At 71.6% G+C, this 22,429-nt stretch carries 21 protein-coding genes and 1 tRNA gene; 5 read left to right on the top strand and 17 right to left on the bottom strand.

From position 1 onward, the window contains the following. Positions 1–15 precede the first annotated feature (15 nt). Both J8M51_RS27070 and J8M51_RS27065 read right to left on the bottom strand, forming a co-directional pair. A complete protein-coding gene (locus J8M51_RS27070; RefSeq protein ID WP_086752395.1) occupies positions 16–2,505 on the bottom strand; it encodes a SpoIIE family protein phosphatase in 2,490 nt (829 codons plus the stop codon). 156 nt (positions 2,506–2,661) lie between these two features. Beyond that, positions 2,662–2,735, bottom strand: a tRNA-Pro gene (locus J8M51_RS27065). A gap of 99 nt (positions 2,736–2,834) precedes the next feature. Between J8M51_RS27065 and J8M51_RS27060 the strand changes: the two genes are divergently transcribed. Together J8M51_RS27060 and J8M51_RS27055 are read left to right on the top strand one after the other, a co-directional pair. After that, complete coding sequence (locus J8M51_RS27060; protein WP_267299538.1) at positions 2,835–3,353, top strand: DUF309 domain-containing protein; 519 nt, start codon at positions 2,835–2,837, stop codon at positions 3,351–3,353. Positions 3,354–3,610: 257 nt separating this feature from the next. Then, complete coding sequence (locus J8M51_RS27055; protein WP_086752026.1) at positions 3,611–5,710, top strand: MDR family MFS transporter; 2,100 nt, start codon at positions 3,611–3,613, stop codon at positions 5,708–5,710. A 27-nt stretch (positions 5,711–5,737) separates the two neighbouring features. On the opposite strand, the gene J8M51_RS27050 is transcribed toward J8M51_RS27055, so the two are convergent. Further along, the gene (locus J8M51_RS27050) at positions 5,738–6,511 is read right to left on the bottom strand and encodes a sulfite exporter TauE/SafE family protein (protein WP_086752024.1); all 774 of its coding nucleotides are present in this window, start codon (positions 6,509–6,511) and stop codon (positions 5,738–5,740) included. A 241-nt stretch (positions 6,512–6,752) separates the two neighbouring features. Between J8M51_RS27050 and J8M51_RS27045 the strand changes: the two genes are divergently transcribed. The 3 genes from J8M51_RS27045 (at position 6,753) to J8M51_RS27035 (ending at position 8,428) form a co-directional block, all read left to right on the top strand. Then, entirely contained in the window at positions 6,753–7,562 is an 810-nt protein-coding gene (locus J8M51_RS27045; RefSeq protein WP_086752022.1) for an alpha/beta hydrolase, read from the top strand. Between the two features lie 75 nt (positions 7,563–7,637). Continuing rightward, positions 7,638–7,943 (top strand): WhiB family transcriptional regulator, encoded by a 306-nt coding sequence (locus J8M51_RS27040; RefSeq protein WP_086752020.1) that lies wholly within the window; start codon positions 7,638–7,640, stop codon positions 7,941–7,943. After that, positions 7,943–8,428, top strand: a complete 486-nt coding sequence (locus J8M51_RS27035) for a Dps family protein (RefSeq protein WP_086752018.1) — start codon at positions 7,943–7,945, stop codon at positions 8,426–8,428. Before J8M51_RS27040 ends, J8M51_RS27035 begins: the two co-directional genes overlap by 1 nt. Before the next feature lie 21 nt (positions 8,429–8,449). Here the strand turns inward: J8M51_RS27035 and J8M51_RS27030 are convergent, their stop codons facing one another. The 14 genes from J8M51_RS27030 to J8M51_RS26970 form a co-directional block, all read right to left on the bottom strand. Continuing rightward, entirely contained in the window at positions 8,450–9,133 is a 684-nt protein-coding gene (locus J8M51_RS27030; protein WP_086752016.1) for an SDR family NAD(P)-dependent oxidoreductase, read from the bottom strand. Further along, positions 9,130–10,017, bottom strand: coding sequence for a cupin domain-containing protein (locus J8M51_RS27025; protein WP_086752014.1), 888 nt, complete (start codon positions 10,015–10,017; stop codon positions 9,130–9,132). Before J8M51_RS27025 ends, J8M51_RS27030 begins: the two co-directional genes overlap by 4 nt. Further along, a complete protein-coding gene (locus J8M51_RS27020; RefSeq protein ID WP_086752011.1) occupies positions 10,014–11,375 on the bottom strand; it encodes an amidohydrolase family protein in 1,362 nt (453 codons plus the stop codon). Before J8M51_RS27020 ends, J8M51_RS27025 begins: the two co-directional genes overlap by 4 nt. Positions 11,376–11,429: 54 nt before the next feature. Then, positions 11,430–12,410, bottom strand: coding sequence for an alpha-ketoacid dehydrogenase subunit beta (locus tag J8M51_RS27015; RefSeq protein WP_086752009.1), 981 nt, complete (start codon positions 12,408–12,410; stop codon positions 11,430–11,432). After that, positions 12,398–13,366, bottom strand: coding sequence for a thiamine pyrophosphate-dependent dehydrogenase E1 component subunit alpha (locus tag J8M51_RS27010; RefSeq protein WP_086752028.1), 969 nt, complete (start codon positions 13,364–13,366; stop codon positions 12,398–12,400). Before J8M51_RS27010 ends, J8M51_RS27015 begins: the two co-directional genes overlap by 13 nt. A 68-nt stretch (positions 13,367–13,434) precedes the next feature. Continuing rightward, on the bottom strand, positions 13,435–14,787 hold the full coding sequence (locus J8M51_RS27005; RefSeq protein WP_086752007.1) for a M24 family metallopeptidase: 1,353 nt from the start codon (positions 14,785–14,787) through the stop codon (positions 13,435–13,437). 33 nt (positions 14,788–14,820) lie between these two features. Continuing rightward, entirely contained in the window at positions 14,821–15,459 is a 639-nt protein-coding gene (locus tag J8M51_RS27000; protein ID WP_086752005.1) for a helix-turn-helix domain-containing protein, read from the bottom strand. A gap of 114 nt (positions 15,460–15,573) precedes the next feature. Further along, positions 15,574–16,920: an NtaA/DmoA family FMN-dependent monooxygenase gene (locus J8M51_RS26995; RefSeq protein ID WP_086752003.1), complete on the bottom strand. Its 1,347-nt coding sequence runs from the start codon at positions 16,918–16,920 to the stop codon at positions 15,574–15,576. A gap of 21 nt (positions 16,921–16,941) precedes the next feature. Continuing rightward, positions 16,942–18,153: an LLM class flavin-dependent oxidoreductase gene (locus J8M51_RS26990; RefSeq protein ID WP_398857414.1), complete on the bottom strand. Its 1,212-nt coding sequence runs from the start codon at positions 18,151–18,153 to the stop codon at positions 16,942–16,944. A 151-nt stretch (positions 18,154–18,304) separates the two neighbouring features. Further along, positions 18,305–18,382: a putative leader peptide gene (locus tag J8M51_RS46150; RefSeq protein WP_317852991.1), complete on the bottom strand. Its 78-nt coding sequence runs from the start codon at positions 18,380–18,382 to the stop codon at positions 18,305–18,307. Between the two features lie 65 nt (positions 18,383–18,447). Continuing rightward, positions 18,448–19,194 (bottom strand): GNAT family N-acetyltransferase, encoded by a 747-nt coding sequence (locus J8M51_RS26985; protein WP_086751999.1) that lies wholly within the window; start codon positions 19,192–19,194, stop codon positions 18,448–18,450. 70 nt (positions 19,195–19,264) lie between these two features. After that, positions 19,265–20,299, bottom strand: coding sequence for an ABC transporter substrate-binding protein (locus tag J8M51_RS26980; RefSeq protein WP_086751997.1), 1,035 nt, complete (start codon positions 20,297–20,299; stop codon positions 19,265–19,267). Positions 20,300–20,387: 88 nt separating this feature from the next. After that, the gene (locus J8M51_RS26975) at positions 20,388–21,191 is read right to left on the bottom strand and encodes an amino acid ABC transporter ATP-binding protein (RefSeq protein ID WP_267299537.1); all 804 of its coding nucleotides are present in this window, start codon (positions 21,189–21,191) and stop codon (positions 20,388–20,390) included. Beyond that, on the bottom strand, positions 21,188–22,171 hold the full coding sequence (locus tag J8M51_RS26970) for an amino acid ABC transporter permease (protein ID WP_086758429.1): 984 nt from the start codon (positions 22,169–22,171) through the stop codon (positions 21,188–21,190). The genes J8M51_RS26975 and J8M51_RS26970 overlap by 4 nt, the downstream gene beginning before the upstream one ends. Positions 22,172–22,429: the final 258 nt, after the last annotated feature.

Below are 22,429 nucleotides of genomic sequence, written 5' to 3'. Positions count from 1 at the left end.
CCCGCCGGACCGCCGTCACCCGTCGGGCAGCGTCTGCTCGCACCAGATCGTCTTGCCCGTGGGGTGCTGACGGCTGCCCCAGCGGTCGGTGAGCTGGGCCACGAGCAGCAGGCCCCGGCCGCCCTCGTCGAAGACCCGGGCCCGGCGCAGGTGCGGGGCGGTGCTGCTGCCGTCGGAGACCTCGCAGATCAGGGTGCGGTCCCGGATGAGCCGCAGCCGGACGGGGTCGGCCCCGTAGCGGAGGGCGTTGGTGACCAGTTCGCTGACGACGAGTTCGGTGACGAAGGCGACGTCCGCCAGGTCCCAGGCCTCCAGTTGCCGGACCGCGTCCGCGCGGGCCCGCGCCACGGCGGCCGGATCGGCGGGGATGTCCCAGGAGACGATCCTGGCGGCGTCGAGCAGGCGCGGCCGGACCAGCAGCACAGCCGCGTCGTCGTCGGGATGCTCCGGGAGCAGGTCCCGTACGACGTGGTCGCAGAGTTCGGCCAGCGAGCCCGCCGGACGGGTCAGCGCGCGGCCCAGCGCGTCCAGCCCGGCGTCGATGGAGCGGCTGCGGGACTCGACCAGGCCGTCCGTGTGGAGGGCGAGCAGGCTCCCTTCGGGCAGATCCACCTCGACGGTCTCGAACGGCAGCCCGCCCAGCCCCAGTGGGGGTCCGGCCGGGATGTCCAGGACCCGGGGCCCGTCGTCCGGGAGGACCAGGACGGGAGCGGGGTGGCCGGCGCGGGCGAGGGTGCAGCGGCCGGACACCGGGTCGTAGACGGCGTACAGGCAGGTGGCCCCGGTCACCCCGGTTCCGCCGGGATCCTCGGACCCGTCGGTCCCCTCGGACCCGTCCGAGAGCCTGATGACCAGGTCGTCGAGCTGGGTGAGCAGTTCGTCGGGGGTGAGGTCCACGTCGGCCAGGGTCCGGACGGCGGTGCGCAGCCGGCCCATCGCGGCGGCGGCCTCGATGCCGTGGCCCACCACGTCGCCGACCACCAGGGCGACCCGGGCACCGGAGAGCGGGATCACGTCGAACCAGTCCCCGCCGACCCCCAGACCGGGCTGTGCGGGCAGGTAGCGCGACGCGGCCTCCACGGCGGACAGCTCCGGCAGCCTCCGGGGCAGCAGACTGCGTTGCAGCGCGAGGGCCGCCGTCCGTTCACGGGTGAAGCGCCGGGCGTTGTCGAGACAGACGGCCGCCCGCGCGACCAGTTCCTCGGCGAGCGTGAGGTCGTCCTCCTCGAAGGGCTCGTCGCGCCGCCAGCGCACGAAGAGCGCCACCCCCATGATCCTGCCCCGGGCGGTGATCGGCACATGAAGCCAGGAGTGGATACCGAAGGCGCTGGTCCTGAGGGCGCGTACCGGGTCCTCCGCCAGCCAGCGTCCGACGGCCGAGTCCATCCTCCTGCTCAGGACGGACCGTCCGGTGGCCAGACAGCGCCCGGGCGGCGAGGTCTCGGGGTAGACGTCGACCTCGCCCACCGCGACCACCGCCTCGGGGGTCCCGGCGAGCACGGACCGGTGGGCGACCCTGCGCAGCACCGCGGAACCGGTCGCGGGCGCCGGGGTGGGCTCCTCGCCGCTCAGCAGGCTCTCCGACAGATCGACGCTGGCGAAGTCGGCGAGCCGCGGAACCGCCAGTTCGAGCAGTTCCTGCGCCGTGCGCGTCACATCGAGTGTGCTGCCGATGTACGTGCTGGCCCGGTTCAGCAGGTCCAGCCGTTCCCGGCTCCGGTGCTGCTCGGTGATGTCCATGACCGTCGTGCACACCCCCAGGACCCGCCCGTCATGGCGGCGGACGGGCGACATCGAGGTCGAGAACACATGGTCGTGGTCGGTGTCCGCGGGGGTACGTCCTCGGATCAGGAAGTCGACCTCCGGCCGGCCCGTCTCCAGCACCCTGCGCATCCGCTCCTCGAAAGCGGCCACATCGCGACCGGTCAGCACCGCGCCCAGTCCCTTGCCGATCCGATCCTCCTCGGACACTCCCGTCACCCGCCGCATCGCGGCGTTCTGACGTACGCAGCGCAGGTCACGGTCGTAGACGGTCACGGCCACCGGAGACCGGTGGAGCACCCAGTCGACCAGGGCCTGGTCCTCGATGTCGGCGGACAGCGGCACGCTCTCTCCGGCGTGCACCCCCGCCTTCCCTTCTGCGTTCCCCTCTGCGTTCAGCAGCCACTCGTGGGCGCCCGAGCCTCCGTGCCCGCTCTCCGCGGCATGGACGGCTTGGACGGCACGGACGGTCACGGAAAGGTCCAGACGTCGGCCGTCCCGGTGTCTCAGCGGCAGCGTCCCGTGCCAGTCCCGCCCTCCCGGCGGGCGCGGCATCGTCGTCGTCCCCAGCACGTCGGAGGCGTCACGCCCCACCGCCTCGGCGGCGGTGTGACCGAGCAGGCGCTCGGCCCCGTCGCCCCACTCCTCGACGTGTCCCCACGCGTCCACCCGGATGAGCGCCGTGGGCGGCCCCTCCGCCGGATGATCGGCCGGTTCGCGGGAAGCCGGGTCATACGCATCCATACCGCTCAGCGTGATACCCGGCGTTCCCATGTTCAACTGGGGCTTCCGCCCGGGCGCCCCGGCCGCGGTCCTGGGTCCCCCACGGGTCCCCAGAAAATGATCGAGGGCTGGTTTCGAATGCTTCTGAAACCAGCCCTGACCTACGACTCTCACGAGTCGGGACGACAGGATTTGAACCTGCGACCCCTTGACCCCCAGTCAAGTGCGCTACCAAGCTGCGCCACGTCCCGGTGCGCTGTCCGCGGTGAAACCGCGTGATCGCGCAGTGAGCACTTTACCGTACGTCTGCCACTGCCCCGCAGCCGGTGAGGGCGGGGGAGAATCGAGGGATGAGCGGTACAGCGGAGGACGGGACGGCGCGGGGACGGGACCGGGACGAGGAGGGGCGGGCGCGGAGCGCGCGGCCCCGGGACGGGCTCGGGCGCCCGCTGCCGTACGGGGCGTCGGGGGTCGAGCGGCAGCCCGAGGGGGTGGTGCGGGCACCCGAGGCCACGGTCGTGGAGGCGCAGGCGCTGCTGGACGCGGGGAAGCCGTTCCACGCGCACGAGGTCTTCGAGGACGCGTGGAAGTCCGGACCGGACGAGGAGCGCGCGCTGTGGCGGGGCCTCGCCCAGCTCGCGGTGGGTCTCACGCACTCGGCACGCGGGAATGTGAAGGGCGGGGCGCTGTTGCTGCGGCGCGGGGCGGGTGCGGTGGGGGAATGGGGGGCGGACAGCGGGCGGCTGCGCCCGTACGGCATCGATCTGGTGGGGGTCGGTGTGTGGGCCCGGGGGCTCGCCGATGTCGTGGAGGGGGAGGGGCGGGCGGTCGACGCGGGGGTGTGGGCGCCGCGGTTGCGGGGCGACTAGGCGGAGGGGTGTCTGGGGTGCGTTGTCGAGTGCGGGTGGGTGGGGGCTGGTCGCGCAGTTCCCCGCGCCCCTGAAAAGCAGGGGCTGCGCCCCGTGCTTTTCCCCCGCCCGATATAGGGGCGCGGGGAACTGCGCGAGAAGCCCCACGCACCCGCACCCGCCGGCGCACCCCGGACACCCCACCCCGAAGGCACCCCGACGCACCCCCCAGCACCACTCCGCGTGCAGGCTCGGAACGCAGGTGTGATCGTGACCCTGTGACGACCACCCAAGACGCCGCCACACCCGCCACGCCCGCCGCGCAGGCGCCCGTGCTGGGCAAGCGGCAGCGGAACGTCGTGTTCGTGACGATCATGCTGGGGATGCTGCTCGCGGCCCTCGACCAGACGATCGTGGGGACGGCGCTGCCGACGATCGTGTCGGACCTCGGCGGTGCGGAGCACATGTCGTGGGTCGTGACGGCGTATCTGCTGGCGGAGACGGTGTCCACGGCGCTGGTGGGCAAGTTCGGCGACCTGTTCGGCCGGAAGGTCGTCTTCCAGGTGTCGGCGGTCGTGTTCATCACGGGCTCGTTCCTGTGCGGCCTGGCCTCGAACATGACGCTGCTGATCGTGTGGCGGGGTCTGCAGGGCGTCGGCGCGGGCGGGCTCATGGTGACGGCGATGGCGCTGATCGCGGATGTGATCCCGCTGCGGGAGCGCGGGAAGTACCAGGGCGCGATCGGCGCGGTGTTCGGGGTGGCGACGGTGATCGGGCCGTTGCTCGGCGGGCTGTTCACCGACCATCTGACCTGGCGCTGGTGCTTCTATGTGAACGTGCCGATCGCGATCCTCGTGGTCGTGGCCGCCGCCCGCACGATCCCGGTGGTGAAGTCGGCGTCCCGTCCCGTCATCGACTACCTGGGCATCGGCTTCGTCGCGGCCGGCGCGAGCGCGCTGATCCTGGCGACGAGCTGGGGCGGCAACGAGTACGCGTGGGGCTCGGGTGTCATCATCGGCTTGTTCGCGGGCGGCGCGGTCGCGCTCGGGCTGTTCTGCTGGGCGGAGACGCGCGCGGCCGAACCGATGCTGCCGATGCGGCTGTTCCGTAACCCGGTCTTCACGGTCTGCTCGATCCTCAGCTTCGTCGTGGGCTTCGCGATGCTCGGCGCGATGACGTATCTGCCGACGTATCTCCAGTACGTGGACGGCGACTCGGCCACCGTGTCCGGCGTCCGTACGCTGCCCATGGTCATCGGGCTGCTCATCGCGTCCGTGGCCAGCGGCAACGTGGTCAGCAAGACCGGGCACTACCGGACCTTCCCGATCGTCGGCTCGTTCGTCATGGGGGTCGGGCTGTTCCTGCTGTCGCTCATGGAGCCGGGCACGAACAGCTGGCTGGAGTCGCTGTACATGTTCGTGCTCGGCACCGGCATCGGGCTGTGCATGCAGGTACTGACGATCGCCGTGCAGAACACCGTCGACTACGCCGACCTGGGCACGGCGACCTCGGGCGTCACCTTCTTCCGTACGCTGGGCAGTTCGTTCGGCACGGCCGTGTTCGGCACGATCTACGCCAACACGCTCGCCCCGAAGCTGTCCGCCGCCGTCGAGGAGGCGGCGCGGACGGGCGCGGCGGATCCGGCGGTGATCGCGCGGGCGGCACAGAGCCCCGAGGGACTGCACGAGTTGCCCGCGCGGGCCGCCGAGCCGATCGTGCGGGCGTACTCGGACACCCTGCACACCGTGTTCCTGTGGACCGTGCCGGTCGCGGCCGTCGGGTTCGTGGTGGGGCTCTTCCTCAAACAGGTGCGGTTGCGGGACAGCGCGCGGGCGGGTTCGTCGGACATGGGCGAGGGGTTCGCGAGGCCGCCGGCCGGAGACTCGCGGCGGCTCCTGGAGTCGGCCGTCGGAAAGATCATCGGCGGTACGGAGCTGGAGACCGCCCGCCGGATCGTCCTCGACTCCGACACCCGGCTGGACATCGCAGGCGCCTGGGCGGTGATGCAGGTGGAGTTGTTCACCCGGATGGTCGGGCACGCCAGTCTGACGCTGATCGCGGCCCGTCGGCATGTGCCGGCCGAGGTTCTCGTGCCCGTGTTCCAGCGCATGGTCGAGGAGGGCTATCTCACCCGGTCCGACACCCTCTTCACCCACACCGAGGCCGGGGCCCGTGAGGCGCGGGTGATCAGCGCGGCGTGGGGCGACTGGCTGCGGCAGCGGCTGGAGAAGGACTACGGCCGGCCCGCCGACGCGGATCTGCGGGCCGCGGTCGACACCATCGCCAAGCGGCTGCTGCGGGAGGACCTGTCCCATGGACTGCCCACGCGGGACCCGGAGTCGGCGCCGTCCGTAGCGGGGGCTACGGCGGAGCGGTAGCCCCCGGGGGCGTGGGCGTTCCCGGGTTCAGCGGAGCAGCAGCTGCAGGCCGCCGATGATCGTCGCCGCGATCACGAGCTGCTCGAACACCTTCTGGTTGATGCGGTTCACCGCCCACTTGCCGAGGACGGCGCCCGGTACGACGAACAGGGCCAGTGCGGCGTCCAGCAGCAGGGAGTGTCTGTCGATCAGGCCGAGGCCCACGCTGAAGGGGACCTTGGAGACGTTGACGATGAGGAAGAAGAACGCCGAGGTGCCCAGGAAGCCGAGCTTCCGGAAGCCCGCCGAGAGCAGATACATGGACATCACGGGGCCGCCCGCGTTGGCGACCATGGTGGTGAAGCCGCCGAGGACGCCGTACGAACGGGCCTTGGCGCGGCCGGCGCGGGTGGTGATCGCGTCGGGTTCGTCGTCCTTGTCGACCGTGCGCCGGCGCCAGAGCGTGACGGCCGTCATCAGCAGCAGGATCGCGCCGATCGACGTGCGGACGATCTGGTCGTCGGCCCAGACAAGGAAGAGCGTGCCGAGGACGACGCCGGCGCCGACCGCCGGGAAGAGCTTCCACAGGGTGGGCCAGTGGGCGTGGCGGCGGTAGGTGAGGACGGCGAGGACGTCCCCGACGATGAGGATCGGCAGGAGGACGCCCGTCGAGGCGCGGGCCGGCAGGACGGCCGCGAAGATCGCGAGGCTGACCGTGTTGGCACCGCTCACGGCGGTCTTGGAGAAGCCGACGAGCAGGGCGGCGAAGGCGAGGGCCGCGAACTCGGCGGTGGACAGCTGCCAGAGAGTCATCGTGTTCATGCGGAGACCGATGCTAGGCGCACCTATCGGCGCGCGACAGGACCGTCTCGCCAGTTGACCCTGCCACGGCCCCCCACCCATGCCCTCGTCGGCGCCCCTGACGCCGCCAGGTGCGGGCGCCACCCGGAGGGTCGATCTCTCGCTCACAGGTTCGGGCTTTCGCCCGGGACGGCCCATGGACCATCGTCCGACGGGCTGGCAAGATCCCCCGGGTACCTTCCCCGACGTGGTTGGAGGAGTCATGGCCGACTCGCGCGAGCACAGCTTCGCCGGTACGCGGGGCGGTGTCACCGCACGGGAATGGCCGTGCGAGGGGGCGCGGTACGTGGTGCTCCTGGTGCACGGCTACGGGGAGCACATCGGCCGGTACGAGCATGTGGCCGATGCCCTGGTGCGGCACGGCGCGGCGGTGTTCGGCCCCGATCACATGGGGCACGGCAGGTCGGCGGGCGAGCGGGTGCTGATCGAGGACTTCGAGGCCGTGGTCACCGACGTGCACGCCGTGGAGGTGCTGGCGCGGGCCGCGTATCCGGGGCTGCCTGTGGTGCTGATCGGCCACTCGATGGGCGGTCTGATCGGGGCGCGCTACGCCCAGCGGTACGGCGCCGGGCTCGCCGCGGTGGTGCTGTCCGGGCCGCTGATCGGGATCTGGGCGCCGTTGCGGGTCCTGCTCGCGTCGCCGGAGGTGCCCGAGGTGCCGCTCGATCCGAAGCTGCTCTCGCGGGACATGGCGGTCGGCGCCACGTACGCGAACGATCCGCTGGTGTGGCACGGCCCGTTCAAGCGGCCGACGCTGGAGGCCATCGACCACTCCCTGGAGACGATCTCCAAGAGCGGGTCGGTCGGTCCGCTCCCGCTGCTGTGGCTGCACGGCGACGACGACCGGATCGTGCCGCTGCCCGGCAGCCGTACGGGGATCGAGGAGTTCCGGGGCGCCGAGTGGACCGAGCGGATCTACGCGGGCGCTCGGCACGAGGTGTTCAACGAGACGAACAAGGGCGAAGTGCTCGCGGACGTCAAGGAGTTCGTGGACGGCGTACTGGCTCGCTGAGCTCACCCGCCGTACCGGGACCGCCCGGCCCGGACGCCGCGTTTTGCCCCATGCGTCCTGGGCACCCGGCCCCGCATGGAGTGGTTGCTGAAAGCGGCCTGCGTGGGAGAGGACCCCGAACTGTTCTTCCCCGTGGGCACCACGGGACCGGCGCTCGACGACGTCGCCGCCGCCAAACGCGTCTGCGCCCGCTGCCCGGTGCGCCGCGAGTGCCTCGACTGGGCGCTCGACAGCGGGCAGACGGCCGGCGTGTGGGGCGGCATGGGCGAGGAGGAGCGCACCGACCTGCTCCGGAGGGCCGGGAGCGCCGACGCCGCCCGGCACGCGGCGCGCGCCCGTACGGAGCGACAGGAGACTACGGCTGTGAGGAGTTACGCCTGATGACGACAGTGAGGAGCACCCTTCCCGAGCCCGCCCGCCGGATCGCGGGCGACGCGCTGCAGGAGAGCCTGGTGGATCTGCTGGGACTCTCGCTGATCGGGAAGCAGGCCCACTGGAACATCGTGGGACCGAGGTTCCGTTCGATCCATCTCCAGCTCGACGAGGTGGTGTCCACGGCACGGTCGTACGCCGACCAGGTCGCCGAACGCGCGGCGGCGCTCGGGGTCACCCCCGACGGACGGCCGGAGACCGTGGCGGCGCGGTGCGCGCTGCAGGGCCCGAAGGAGGGCCGGCTGCGGGACACCGAGGTCGTACGGCTGCTGGTCGAGGCGCTGGAGACGGCGATCGGGCGGCTGCGTGGGCGGATCGACGCCACGGAGGAGGCCGACAAGGTCACCCAGGATCTGCTGATCTCGGTCACCTACGAACTGGAGAAGCAGCACTGGATGTTCGAGGCCGAGAACTGGCCGCGTGAGGACACCTGACGGTGCGGGGGCCGCTCGGGGTCAGCGCAGGAGCCAGCCTCCGTCGATGTTCAGGCCGATCCCGTTGACCGAGCGGTTGCGGAGGAGGAAGTCCACGGCGTCGACCACGTCCCCCATGGTCGCGAGGCGGCCCGTCGGTGTCCTGTCGATCAGGGCGCCGAGGGGTTTGTCCGACCAGAAGGGGCTGTCGCCGACGACTCCCGGGTGGACGGCGTTGACGCGGACGGGCGCGAGTTCGGTGGCGAGGGTGTGGACCAGGCCGGTGACGCCCGCGTTGACGGTGGCGACGGTGGTCGCCCCGGGGTAGGGGCGTTCCTTGGCCTGGCCGCCGAAGACGACGACGGCGCTGTCGTCGTCCAGCCGGGTCCGCAGGGCGTGGACGACCTCGGTGTAGCCGACGAGTTTGAGGGTGACGAGGTGGAGGGCGGCGTCGATGTCGTAGTCGTCGACCCGGTTGTGGTCGCGGGAGACACCGGCGAGGACCAGGTGGTCGACGGGGCCGACGTCCGTCAGGGCTCCGGCGATCCCGTGCGGCCGGGACAGGTCGAGGGCGAGGCCGCGGGCCGCGCCGACCTCCTTGGCGACGGCGGCGGCACGGTCCGGGTCCCGGCCGGTGAGGATCACCTCGTCGCCGCGTTCCGCGCGGTGCCGGGCGAACTCCCGGCCGATCCCGGACGTGCCGCCGACGACGACCACACCGCTCATGGCCGCTCCCCCTCTCCGAGGATCCGATCCAGGTACTCCCAGTCACGGGTGAAGCGGTACGAGTGGCGTGACGGCGGCTGCGGTGCCTGGGTCTCCAGCCAACGCACCGGTGTGTCACCGGCGTTGGCGAATCCGTGCACACAACCGGCGCCCGCCCAGGCGACATCGCCCACGCCGAGCCGGTAACTCCGTCCGTCGAACGTCGCGTCGACGACCCCTTCGAGAATCAGATACGTCTCCTCGAAGGGGTGGTCGTGGGTGCCGGCGACCCCTTCGGGGGTGTATCCGACCATGAACATGGTCGAGGCGACCGCCCCGAGGTCGGTGTCCACCATCATCTTCACGGTGATCCCGCTGTAGACGAGCAGCGCGGTCCGCATGCTCGCCGACAGGGCGAGGAGGTCCTGCGACTGCTTCCCGGGGTCCATCTGCGCGGCCTCGAAGTGCCCGAAGGAGCGGGTGCGCGGGTCCCGTACGTCGATGCGGACGGGCTCGCGTTCCGGCAGCGCGGGCACCGGCTGGGTGTCGTGGCCGTAGCGGGCGCGGGGCACGGGGGCGAGCATGTCGGCCCAGCGGGCGACGGCGTCCCCGGCGCCGCGCCAGGCGTGCGGGACGCCGGCCGGGAGGAGGCCGTAGTCGCCCTCTTCGAGGAGGTACGAGCCCTCGGGGGTGTCGAGGACCGCCGTGCCGGAGAGGAGGTGGAAGCTCTCCTCGTAGGAGTGGACGTGGGCGCCGACCGTGCCGTCGGGCCGCAGTTCGCAGATGCCGAAGCCGGTGTGCACGGCGCCGTCCGTCTCGCCGATGAGCGCCTGCCGCCGGAACCCCCCGCTGTCGTAAGGCAGTTGGGGGATCTCGGCGGCCCGGCGTATCACGTGGTGGGTCATGCGTCGGGCTTCCGTGCCGCCACGGCCGCGAGCAGGCGGTCACGTGACTCCTCGACCAGGCGGCGGGCCCGGCCGGTGTCCGCGAGCAGCCGGCCGTCGCGCTTGTGGACCACGCCGTCGACGATGACGGTGTCCACGTTGGAGACGTCGGCGCTGAGGGTCACGGCGGCCACCGGGTCGTGCACGGGTGCCATGTTGAGGGCGGTGGCGTCGAGGGCGACGATGTCCGCCCGTTTGCCGGGGGTGAGGGAGCCGGTGCGGTCCTCCAGTCCGGCCACATGGGCGCCGTTGACGGTGGCGATCTCCAGCATCCGACGGGCCGTCAGCATGGTGTTCGGGACGGGCAGGTTGGCGTGCCAGCAGTCGGCGTTGACCCGGCCGCGTTCCGCGCCGAAGGCGGCCCTGATCTGGGTGAACATGTCGCCGGGGACGGTGGTGACGACGTCGATGCTCAGGGACGGCCGCAGCCCGTGCTCGATCGCCTGCATCACGGGCGGCCAGCCGTGGCCCATCTGGGTCTCCACCTGGGCGGCGATGGACACCGTGCCGCCGCTGTCGGCCACCATGCGCCACTCGTCCTCACTGAGGTGACAGCAGTGGACGTAGGTCGTGTCGGGGCCGAGCAGTCCCAGATCGCGCAGCTGTCTGACCATGCCGAAGCGTCCGGCGAGGCGGCCCATGGCGACATGGACGGTGATCGGGATGCCCAGTTCACGGGCGAGGGCCCACTCCTGGGTGACCACGTCGTTCGTGCAGAAGCCGGGGCCCCGGGTGGCCAGCCCCATGGTCAGCAGACCGTCGTCGGAGGTGAAGTGCTCGGCACGGATCCGGCGTACGTCGTCGCCGGGGACCGCGATCTTGCTGTCGAACCAGTAGTCGGCGAGGGAGGTGTTGGCGCTGCCGTACGCGTACTGGGCGCGGATGCCGGTCTCCCGCAGCGCCTGGATCGCGGCGTCGGGGTGCTCGGGCGTGTTGTTGATGTGCGACCAGTCGACGAGGGTGGTGATGCCCGCGTTGAGGCACTCCAGGGTGCCGGCGAGGTTGCCCGCGTACACGTCCTCGGGGGTGTAGACGGGCGCGAAGGTGTCGAGGACGTCGACGAAGTAGTCGTCGAGGGTGGCGTCGGGGGCGCAGCCGCGGATCGGCGCCTCCCAGGTGTGGCGGTGGGTGTCGACGAAGCCGGGGATGACGATACGGCCGGTCATGTCGAGCACCTCGGCGTCCACGTCCGCGTCGATCGCGGGCGCGACGGCCGTGATCGTGCCGTCCTCGATGAGGACGTCGCCCTCGGGCAGGTCGCCGATGACCGGGTCCATCGTGACGACATGGCCCGAGCGCAGGAGCATCCGTTTGGTCATCGCCGTTCCTCCCAGAGGTGGGTCCGTATGAAAGCTGACGATCAGTCAGGGGAGTCAGTATGCGGCGAGGTCGCGGACCGTCCTCATGACCCGGCCGACGGTGGGCACGACCCGTTCCTCCAGGGTGTCGGCGAACGGCAGCGGTACGCACTCCCCCGCCACCCGCCGGACCGGCGCGTCCAGCAGGCCGAAGCCCTCGTCGGCGACGACGGAGACGAGGGTCGCGCCCCAGCCGCCCTGGTACGGGTTCTCCTCGACGGTCACCAGCCGCGAGGTCCGGGCGAGCGAGGCGAGCACGGTGGCCGTGTCCAGCGGGATCAGTCCGCGCAGGTCGATCACCTCGGCCTCGACGCCCTCCTCGGCCAGCCGCCGGGCGGCTTCGAGGGCGACGGGGACCATGGCTGCGAGCGCGACGAGGGTGATGTCGCCGCCCTCGCGGACGATGCGGGCGCGGCCCAGCTCGACCACGTGGTCCGGTGGCGGGGGCGGGCCCTTGGTGGCGAGGAGGGCCTTGTGCTCGAAGAAGACCACCGGGTCGTCGCTGCGGACGGCGGCGGCCATCATGCCGATGACGTCGGCCGGGGTCGAGGGTGCCGCGATCTTCAGGCCGGGGACGGTGAGCGCCCAGTTCTCGGTGGACTGCGAGTGCTGGGCGCCGAAGCCGAGGCCGCCGCCGTTGGCGGTGCGGACGACGAGCGGGACGGTGACCTGACCGCCCGTCATATAGCGTACTTTCGGTATCTCGTTGGCGAGGTAGTCCCAGCAACAGGCCAGGAAGTCGGAGAACATGATCTCGGCGACCGGGCGGATCCCGGTCATCGCGGCGCCCATCGCCGCGCCCACGATGGCCTGTTCGGAGATGGGCGTGTCCCACACCCGCTCCGGCCCGAACTCCTTCAGCAGCCCGACGGTCGTCTTGAACACTCCCCCGGCCTCGGCGATGTCCTCGCCCAGGCACACCACGGTCGGGTCGCGGCGCATCTCCCGGGCCAGGCCCTCGGCGACCGCCTCGCGGTAGGTGATCACGTCCGCCATACGGCACCTCCGTCGGCCCATACGTCGGTCAGCGCCTCGGCGGGGTCGGGGCCGGGCGCGCCCTTGGCCGCGTCGACGGCCTCGCTCACGGTCCGCTCCACGCGGGCGTCGGCGTCGAGGGTGGACTCGCCGAGGGCGGCGAGCCGGGCCCGCGCCAGATCGAGCGGGTCGTGCTTCAGCCAGTGCTCGACCTCGTCGGCAGGCCGGTAGGTGGCCGGGTCGGCGCGGCTGTGCCCGTAGTGCCGGTAGGTCCGCGCCTCCAGCAGACCGGGCCCGTCTCCCGCCCGGGCCCGGTCCGCGAGGCGCGCCACCGCGTCGCGCACCAGCACCACGTCGTTGCCGTCGACGACCTCGCCGTCGATGCCGTAGGCGGGCGCGCGGTCGGCGGCGGGCCGGGGCACGGCGGTGACGTCGGCGATGGGCGTGTACTCCATGTACAGGTTGTTCTCGCAGACGAAGAGCACCGGCAGCTTCCACACGGCCGCCAGGTTGAGCGCCTCGTGGAAGGCACCGATGTTGGTGGCGCCGTCGCCGAAGAAGGCCACCGCGATCTGCCCGGAGCCGCGCAGCCGGGCGGACCAGGCGGCGCCCACGGCCATGGGGAGATGGGCGCCGACGATCGCGTACGAGCCGAGCATGCCGACCGAGGCCTTCGTGAGGTGCATCGAGCCGCCCTTGCCCCGGCACAACCCCGTTGCCCTGCTCATGAGTTCGGCGAGGCACTCCTCGGGGGTCGCGCCCCGGGCGAGGGCGTGGTGGTGGCCCCGGTAGGTGGCGAAGACGTAGTCGTCGGGGCGCAGGGCGGCGCTCGCGCCGACGGCGACGGCCTCGTGTCCGGCGGCGAGATGGGTGGTGCCCTTGACGAGGCCGGAGAGGAACAGGTCGTGGGCGGCCTTCTCGGTGCGGCGGATCAGGGCCATCTGCTCGTAGAGCGCGAGGAGTTCGTCCGCGTCCACGGTGTCGTCGATGTCGGCGGTGCCCCTCGTGGCCCGTGGGTCCGCCAGGTCGTCCAGGCCGTCGGCCATCATGTGCCCCCGTTCGGGCGGGTGTTGAGGTGGGACTGGGCCTCGCGGCGGGTGTTCAGGGGGCCGTCGACCGTCCAGTAGCGGCGGCCGGCCACGAGGAGTTCCTCGGCGGGGAACTTGGTGATGACCTCGCAGCCGTCGGCGGTGACGACGATCTCCTCCTCGATGCGGGCGGCGGACCAGCCGTCGGCGGCCGGCCAGTACGTCTCCAGGGCGAACACCATGCCCTCTTCGAGGACTTCGGGGTGGTCGAGGGAGACGAGACGGCTGAAGATCGGCTTCTCCCAGATCGACAGGCCGACGCCGTGGCCGTACTGCAGCGCGAAGGCGGCCGTCTCGTCGGGGAACCCGAACTCCTGGGCGCGCGGCCAGACTTCGACGATGTCGGCGGTGGTCGCGCCGGGGCGGACCAGGGCGATGGCGGCGTCCATGTACTCGCGGCAGCGGACGTAGGCGTCGCGCTGGGCGGTCGAGGCGCTGCCGACGGCGAAGGTGCGGTAGTAGCAGGTGCGGTAGCCGAGGTGGCTGTGCAGGATGTCGAAGAAGGCGGGGTCGCCGGGGCGGATCAGTCGGTCGCTGTAGACGTGCGGGTGGGGTGAACAGCGCTCCCCCGAGATGGCGTTGACGCCCTCGACGTACTCGCTGCCCAGGTCGTAGAGGACCTTGCTGACGAGCCCCACGCACTCGTTCTCGCGTACGCCGGCGCGCAGGAAGCCGTACAGCTCCTCGTACGCGGCGTCGACCATCGAGCACGCCTGGGTGAGCAGGGAGATCTCGTCGCGGGTCTTGGTGCGGCGGGCGGCGAGGAAGACCTGCTGGCCGTCGACGACGTCGATGCCCTCGGCGCGCAGCGCGGCCAGGATCGGCATCTCGACGATGTCGACGCCCAACGGCGCGTCCGCCAGGCCGTGTTCGCGCAGTTCGGCGGCGATCTTCGCGGCCACGTCGGCGGCGATCCCGGCGTCCGGGTGGAAGGCGCCCCGGAGGGTGGAGATACCGGCGCGGGCGCCGCTCGGCGGGCCGCCCTCCTTGCCGTTCCCGTGGTCCAGCCACGGGTTGTACAGCTGGTGGTGGCGGGCGGCCGAGCCGAAGTCCCAGACGACCGGTTCACCGCCGCGGACGAGGAGGGCGAAGCGGATCAGCTTGTCCATCGCCCAGGTGCCGATATGGGTGGCGGACATATAGCGGATGTTGGCGAAGTCGAAGGTGAGGACGGCGCCGAGGGAGGAGCCGTTCAGTGCGGTGTGCAGGCGGGCCAGACGCTCCTTGCGGAGCCGGTCCAGATCGACGCGCTCTTCCCAGTCGACGGCGTTGGGTCCGAATGTGCGGATCGCCACGGCGACCACCCCCATCACTGCGGAGTGAACGACCGCGCGGGCCGGGTGTCAAGTGGTACTGAACACGAACCAGACACCGACGGCCGGTTCGTCGCCGTCGTTGCGGTAGCGGTGCGGGGTCGCCGACTCGAAGCAGACCGCGTCGCCGGGGCGCAGGGTGAACTCCTCGAAGCCGAGGGTCAGGACGAGTTCGCCCGAGGTGAGGCAGCCGTACTCGGTGCCGGTGTGCCGCATGAGGCCGCCCGAGCCGGAGGAGGAGCCGCCGGGACGGTAGGTGACGAGCAGGAAGTCGACGTCCGCGCCCGGAACATGACCGAGGCGTTCCCATACGACCCCGGAGTCCAGCTCCAGCCGTTCGCGGTCCCCGGCGCCGACCAGGGGGCCGATCCGGCGGGCGTGGTCGGCGGCGATGGTGGCGAGGGCGTGGGGGACGGTGGTGGGCGGGGTGACCGGCGCACGCTTCGGCTCGTCGGTCTCGCTGTCGAAGAGCGACTCGACCGAGATCGACAGGGCCGTGGTGATCGCGTACAGCGTGCTGACCGAGGGCTGGCTCTTGCCCGTCTCGATCTGGGAGACCAGGCTCGCCGAGACGCCGACGTCCCGGGCGAGGGCGCGCAGGCTCATGCCGCGCGCCAGGCGGGCCTGCCGGATGCGGGCTCCTACGGGGGGAGCGGCGGCGGGGGACACGGGGCTCCCCTCTGATGTCGGCTTCTGTACAGCTCTGTTGAACAGAAGGTACCCGGTTCGGAGGTTGGGCGGGGGCGGGTTGCCGCCCCCGCCGGGAGCCGCCGCGCCCACCCTCTACGTGAGCGCGTCCAGCCCCAGGTGGTCGCGGAGGGTCGTGCCCTCGTACTCCGTGCGGAAGACGCCCCGTTCCTGGAGGAGGGGGACGACCTTGTCGGCGAAGGGGTCGAGGCCGGTGGGGGTGATGTGGGGGACGAGGATGAAGCCGTCGGCGGCGTCGGACTGGACGTACTCGTCGATCGTGCGGGCGACCGTCTGCGGGCTGCCGATGAAGTTCTGGCGGTTGCCGGTGTTGATGACGAGGTCGCGGATGGACCAGTTGTTGGCCTCGGCGCGCTCCCGCCATTCGCGGGCGGTGGCGAGCGGGTCGCGGTACATGCGGACTTGGGCGCGGCCCTTGGAGATATGGGTGTCGCTGACATCGGGGTCGACGTCGGGGAGCGGGCCGTCCGGGTCGTAGGAGGACAGGTCCCGGTTCCAGACGAACTCCAGGTGCTTGAGGGCGGTGGCCCCGCTGACCTGGAGGCGGCGTACCTCCTTGGCGAGTTTCTCGGCCTCGGCGTCGGTGTCGCCGAGCACGAAGGTCGCCGCGGGCAGGATGAGCAGCTGGTCGTGGCGGCGGCCGTGGCGGGCGAGACGGTTCTTGACGTCGGCGTAGAAGGCGCGGCCCGAATCCAGGTCGGCGTACCGGCTGAAGATGGCGTCGGCGCTCGACGCGGCGAACTCGCGGCCCTCGTCGGAGTCCCCGGCCTGGAAGATCACCGGGCGGCCCTGGGGTGAGCGCGGGACGTTGAACCGGCCCTCGATGTCGAAGTGCTGCCCGCTGTGCACGAAGGCCCCGGCCTTGGCGTCCCGCAGGAAGACGCCCGTCTCCCGGTCGGCGACGATCTCGTCCCCGTCCCAGGAGTCGAAGAGTTCGTTCGCGGTGGCCAGGAACTCCTTCGCGCGGGAGTAGCGCTCCTCCTGCGGCAGGAAGCCGCCCCGGCGGAAGTTCTCGCCGGTGAAGGCGTCCCAGGAGGTGACGACGTTCCACGCGGCGCGCCCGCCGGAGAGGTGGTCGAGGCTGGCGAACTGGCGGGCCACCTCGTAGGGCTCGTTGAAGGTGGAGTTGATGGTGCCGGTCAGGCCGAGGTGGTCGGTGACGGCGGCGAGCGCGGACAGCACGGTGAAGGTGTCGGGGCGGCCCACGACGTCCAAGTCGTAGATCCGGCCGCCCTGTTCGCGCAGCCGCAGGCCTTCCGCGAGGAACAGGAAGTCGAACTTGGCGCGTTCGGCGGTCCGCGCGAAGTGTGCGAAGGAGCTGAACTCGATGTGGCTGCCGGCCTTCGGGTCGCTCCAGACGGTGGTGTTGTTGACGCCCGGGAAGTGGGCGGCCAGGTGGATCTGCTTCAGCGGCTTGCTCATGGGGTGTCCTCTCCCGCCCGCTCAGGCGGCGGTGTAGCGGTTGGCGGGGCGGGCCAGTCCCAGCAGTCCGCGCAGGGTGTCGGCCTCGTAGGCGTGGCGGAAGGCGTCGCGGCGCTGGAGTTCGGGAACCAGGCCCCGGGTGATCGCCGGGAGGTCGTGGCCGGCCACGGCGGGCCGCAGCCGGAAGCCGGTCAGCCCGGCTGTCGCCAACTCCTGCAACAGGTCGGCGAGTTGGGCGGGTGTGCCGGTGAAGATCCGGGCGTCGCTCGTGTACGGCTCCCCCGCGAGCGCGTCGAGACGCTCCCGGCGGGCCGCCGCCTCGGCCGGGTCGTCGTCGAGGAAGACGACCAGGTCGCCGAAGACGTGCAGGGGTTCGTCGGCGCGCCCGGCGGCCCGTTGCTCGGCGCGGATCTCGGCGACGATCGCGCGCGCCTGGTCGGTGTCGTGCGGGGTGACGAAGCCGATGTCCGCCTGGCGGGCCACCAGCCGGTACGGGACGGTGGCGTGCGCGAGGGCGGCCACGAGGGGCTGGCCCTGCGGCGGACGGGGGGTGATGGAGGGGCCCTTGACACTGAACCGGCGACCCTGGAAGTCGATGTAGTGCAGCTTGTCCCGGTCGACGAACCGTCCGGTGGCCACGTCCCGGATCTCGGCGTCGTCCTCCCAGCTGTCCCAGAGGCGGCGCACCACCTCGACGTAGTCGGCGGCCTCGTCGAACAGATCGGCCACCAGCTCCTGGGCGTCCGGGCTGTCGTAGGCCTCGATGCGCGGGACCGTACGGCGGCCGAAGTGGGCGGCCTCGTTCGGCCGGGCGGTGATCTGCACACGGAGGCCGGCCCGGCCGGAGCTGACGTGGTCGAGGGTGGCGATCGCCTTGGAGATGTGGAACGGCTCGGTGTGGGTGGCCACGGTGGTCGGCACGATGCCTATGTGCCGGGTGAGAGGGGCGATCCGGGCCGCGACGAGGACGGCGTCCAGCCGGCCGCGGAGCTGGTCGGTGCGCTCGTCCGGGTCCAGGAAGTGCGCGGACTGCGGGCCGAGGCCGTCCTCGATCGTCACGAGGTCGAGGAGTCCGTGCTCGGCCTCGCCGACGAGGTCGGCCCAGTATCCGGCGGTGAACACCTCGCGGGGCCGGGCGACCGGCTCGCGCCAGGAGGCGGGATGCCAGCCGGTGCCGTCCAGCGCGACGGCGAGGTGCAGGGCGGCGGGAGGAGGAGTCGGGGAGGCGGGAATGGAGGAGGCGGAAGTCTGGGATGCGGGAGTCGGGGATGCGGGCGCGGGCGAAGCGGCGGAGGGGGACACGGGTGGGCGCCTTCCTGGAGGTGCGTACGACGGCCGTCACCGGCCCCGGGGACGGCACGGGGCACGGCGGCTGGGATCAGGGTCAGGAGCGACAGAGCGCGCCGGCCACGCGCAGGAGATCGATATGGGGCCGGGAGTGGAGGCGGACGGCGCGCGGCACACGGGGCACGGCCGGCACCTCCCTCGTCCGGGCGCGCGACGGCGCCTCGCGGATCTCGTCGTGCGTCACAACATCGCGCCCCCACCGGGTGTTCCCGGACTGCGGACCGCCAGGATCGTGGAACGGCGGCGCGGGGTGAAGCCGAGGGACTCGTAGAGCCGGATCGCGGGGACGTTGTCGGCGGCGGCGTGCAGGAAGGGGGTCTCGCCGCGTGCGCGGATGCCCGCGGCGACCGCGCGGACCAGGCGGGTGGCGAGGCCCCGGCCGCGGTACTCCGGGTCGGTGCAGACCGCGCTGATCTCGGTCCAGCCGGGCGGATGGACGCGTTCCCCCGCCATGGCGACGAGCCGCCCCCTGTCCCGGATGCCGAGATAGGTGCCCAGTTCGACGGTGTGCTTCAGAAAGGGGCCCGGTTCGGTACGGGCGACGAGGTCCAGGATCTCGGGGACGTCGTCCGGACCGAGCGGCACCGCTTCGGGGGCGGGCTCGGCCCGGAGACCTGCGTCCACGAGTTGGACACCCTGTCCACCGCCCAGTACCTCCCAGCCGTCGGGGACCCGGTCGACCGGCTTGACCCGGACGACGGCTCCCGGGCCGACGAGCGTGCGCAGGTCGGCCCAGGCGGCCGGGTCCGCCGGGTCGGCGAGGGCGGCGAAGGCGTAGACGTCGGTCCGGTAGCGGGCGGCCCTGCCGAACCGTTCGGCGAAGCGGGCGTGCGGGCCGTCGAGGGAGGTCCATACGGCGTTGTCGAGAACCGAGGTGTCCGGTGCGAGCGGGGCTCCGCCCCCGTGCGGTTCGGTCGGATGGGCCACGGGGACGGAGTCCTCTCCCTCTTCGGCGGAGTGTTCAACGGGTGTGCCGTGCGGTTGGGGTGACGGTTGGTCAGGAGTTGGTGAGCGGCAGGCCCGGCGGGTTGACCTCGGACTTCTCCACGGACTCGTTGGAGAGGTTCCAGGCCTTCAGCCACTCGGCGTACTGGCCGTTGTCGATCAGATGGTTGATCGCCTCGGCGAGCGGTTCGGCGAGGCCGCTGTCCTTCTTCGCGGTCGCGGCGATCAGGCCCTGGAGGGACTCACCGGCGCCGGAGAACTGCCCCGCGATCCGGGTCGCCTGGGGCGTACCGGCGGTCTTGGCCGCGTGGTACGCGAGGTTGGGGCTGGGCCCGAAGTAGGCGTCGATCTTGCCGCTGCTCAGCGCCAGATAGAGGCTGTTGGTCTCCTGGAAGTACTTGACGGTGAGAGGCTTCCTGCCCTCCTTCGCCAGCTTGGCCTTCCACTCCAGGAGGATCTTCTCCTGGTTGGTGCCGTTGCCGACGGAGACCGTTTTCCCGGCGAGGTTCTCGTAGTCCCCGTCGAACTTCCAGGCGTTGTCCTTCTTCGTCTCGAAGGCCAGGTCGTCCTTGCGGTAGGAGGCGAACTCGTACTTCTGCTTGCGTTCCTCGGTGTCGGTGATGTTGGAGAAGCCGACGTCGACCTTGCCGCTGTCGATCCCGATGAACAGGTTCTCCCAGGTCGACTGGCGCACCTCGGGTTCGAGGCCGAGCACCGCCGCCACGAGTCTGGCGAGGTCCGGCTCGGAGCCGGTGACGGTCTTCTGGTCACTCCCGATGAAGCCGAGCGGCGGGCTGCCTGACGGCAGTGTGCCGGATCCGATCACCAGCTTGCCGCTCTTCTTGATCGCGGCGGGCAGCTTGGCGCTGATGGACTTCACCTCGGAGACCTTGATCCTGGTCTCCTTGGCGGCGCCGTTGGACAGCTGCCCCACGGTGACCGTGCCGGCGGAGGCCGATCCGGTCGTGGTGGCGGCCTCGGTGTCGCCCCCGCAGGCGGCGAGCCCGGTGGCGAGGGTGGCGGCGGCGGTCGCCGCGGTGATGCCGCGCAGCAGGCTGCGCCGGGAGAACCGGGTGTGCGTGGGCATGGCTGTCCTTGTCGTGTCGAGAGGGTGTGGACGGTGATGTGCGTGCGTGTGGGGGGCCGTGGGGGAAGTCCCAAGGGGGCGGGCGCGGTCAGAGGACCTTGCTGAGGAAGTCCTTCGTGCGCTCGTGGCGCGGCCTGTCCAGGACCTCGGCGGGCGGGCCCTGTTCGACGATGCGGCCGTCGTCGATGAAGACGACCCGGTCGGCGATCTCCCGGGCGAAGCCGATCTCATGGGTGACGATCACCAGCGTGGTGCCGCCGCGCGCCAGGTCCTTGATGACGGCGAGGACTTCACCGACGAGTTCGGGGTCGAGGGCGGAGGTCGGCTCGTCGAAGAGGATGACGCCGGGCCGCAGGGCGAGGGCGCGGGCGATGGCCACACGCTGCTGCTGTCCGCCCGACAGCTGCCGTGGGTAGGCGGCGGCCTTGTCGGCGAGGCCCACCCGGTCCAGGAGTTCATGGGCGAGGTCGTCGGCCCGGGCGCGGCCGAGCTTGCCGGTCGCCACCGGGGCGGCGGCCACGTTCTCCAGCACGGTCAGGTGCGGGAAGAGGTTGAAGTTCTGGAAGACGAAGCCGATCCGGGAGCGCTGGGTGAGGATCGCCCGTTCGCTCAGCTCCTTCAGCCGGTCGCCGTGACGCCGTACGCCGATCAGCTCGCCGTTGACGCTGACATGGCCGATCTCGGGCTTCTCCAGGTGGTTGATGACCCTGAGCAGCGTGGACTTGCCGGAGCCGGACGGGCCGAGGATCACGGTGACCTCGCCGGGGCGGACGGTCAGGTCGACGCCGTTGAGGACCCGGTGGGCGCCGTACCACTTGTGCACGTCGTGCACCTCGACCGTGGCGGCCGGCTGGTCGAGCGCCTTGGCGCTCTCGCGCGTCGTGGCGGTCATACGGCGGCCTCCTCGCGGACGCGGGCGCGGAGGTCGGTGACCCCGGTCCGCAGTCTCTGCAGCGGTGTCGGCGGGAGGGTGCGGGTGGCGCCCCGGGCGTAGTACCGCTCGACGTAGAACTGGATGACGGAGACGACGCTGGTGAGGATCAGGTACCAGACGGTGGAGACCATCAGCAGCGGCACGATGTCGCCGGGGTAGGTGGAGCCCATGGCCTGGGCCGTGCCGAAGAGGTCGAGCAGCGAGACGTAGAAGACCAGGGAGGTGCTCTTGATCAGGCCGATCAGCTGGTTGACGTAGTTCGGGGTGATCGAGCGCAGGGCCTGCGGGAAGACGATCCTGCGGAACTGGTAGCCCTTCGGCAGGCCGAGGGCGGAGGCCGCCTCGTGCTGGCCCTGGTCGACGGAGAGGATGCCGCCGCGGACGACCTCGGCGGCGTAGGCGGCCTCGTTGAGGGAGAGGCCGATGACGGCGACGGCCATGTCGGTGGCGAGCCGTGACTCGTCGAAGGTGAAGAACGCCGGGCCGAAGGGCACGCCCAGGCTGAGCGTCTGGTAGAGGGCGCTGAAGTTGTAGAGGAACAGCAGGACGACGATCAGCGGGATCGAGCGCAGGGCCCAGATGTAGACCCAGCTGACCGAGCGCAGGACCGGGCTGTCGGAGAGCCGGGCCAGGGCGAGAAGGATGCCGCCGAGGAGGCCCAGCACCGCGCTGTAGGCGGTGACTTCGAGGGTGATGAGCAGTCCGTCGAGGATGGTCGGCCGCAGGAACCAGTAGGCGAAGCGGTCCCACTGGTAGAACGGGTTGGAGATCAGTCCGTGGACGAACTGGGCCGCGAGGACCAGGACGAGGGCGGTGGCGATCCAGCGGCCGGGGCGGCGCAGTGGCAGTACGCGCTGGGCGGCGAGCTGCTTCGACGGGGTGTCGGCGGGCGGCGGTGCCTCGGTCAAGGACACGGCGGCGCCTGGGGGTTCACTCATCAAGGGCTCCGGAGGAGTGTCGAAACCCCAGGCGACGCGGGCGACTTCGGCCGTGACGGGGTACGGCGGGCGACGGGGCGCCGCTCGCCGTACGGAGGCACGGAAGGGAGTCACGGGATGCGCACGGCACCGGGGCTGGCGGAGAGAGACGACCGCCGGTGCGGTGTCTCGGAGGTTCGGGGAACCGTCAGCCTCGACGGGAGCGCGGCGCCGGGTCGGGCCCGGACGGCGCGCTAACGTGCGCTACACAGTGCGCTG

It is taken from the genome of Streptomyces griseiscabiei (assembly GCF_020010925.1).
Taxonomy (GTDB): Bacteria; Actinomycetota; Actinomycetes; order Streptomycetales; family Streptomycetaceae; genus Streptomyces; species Streptomyces griseiscabiei.
The sequence above is the reverse complement of the archived record's forward strand: the minus strand, read 5'-3'. Positions and strand labels throughout refer to the sequence as shown.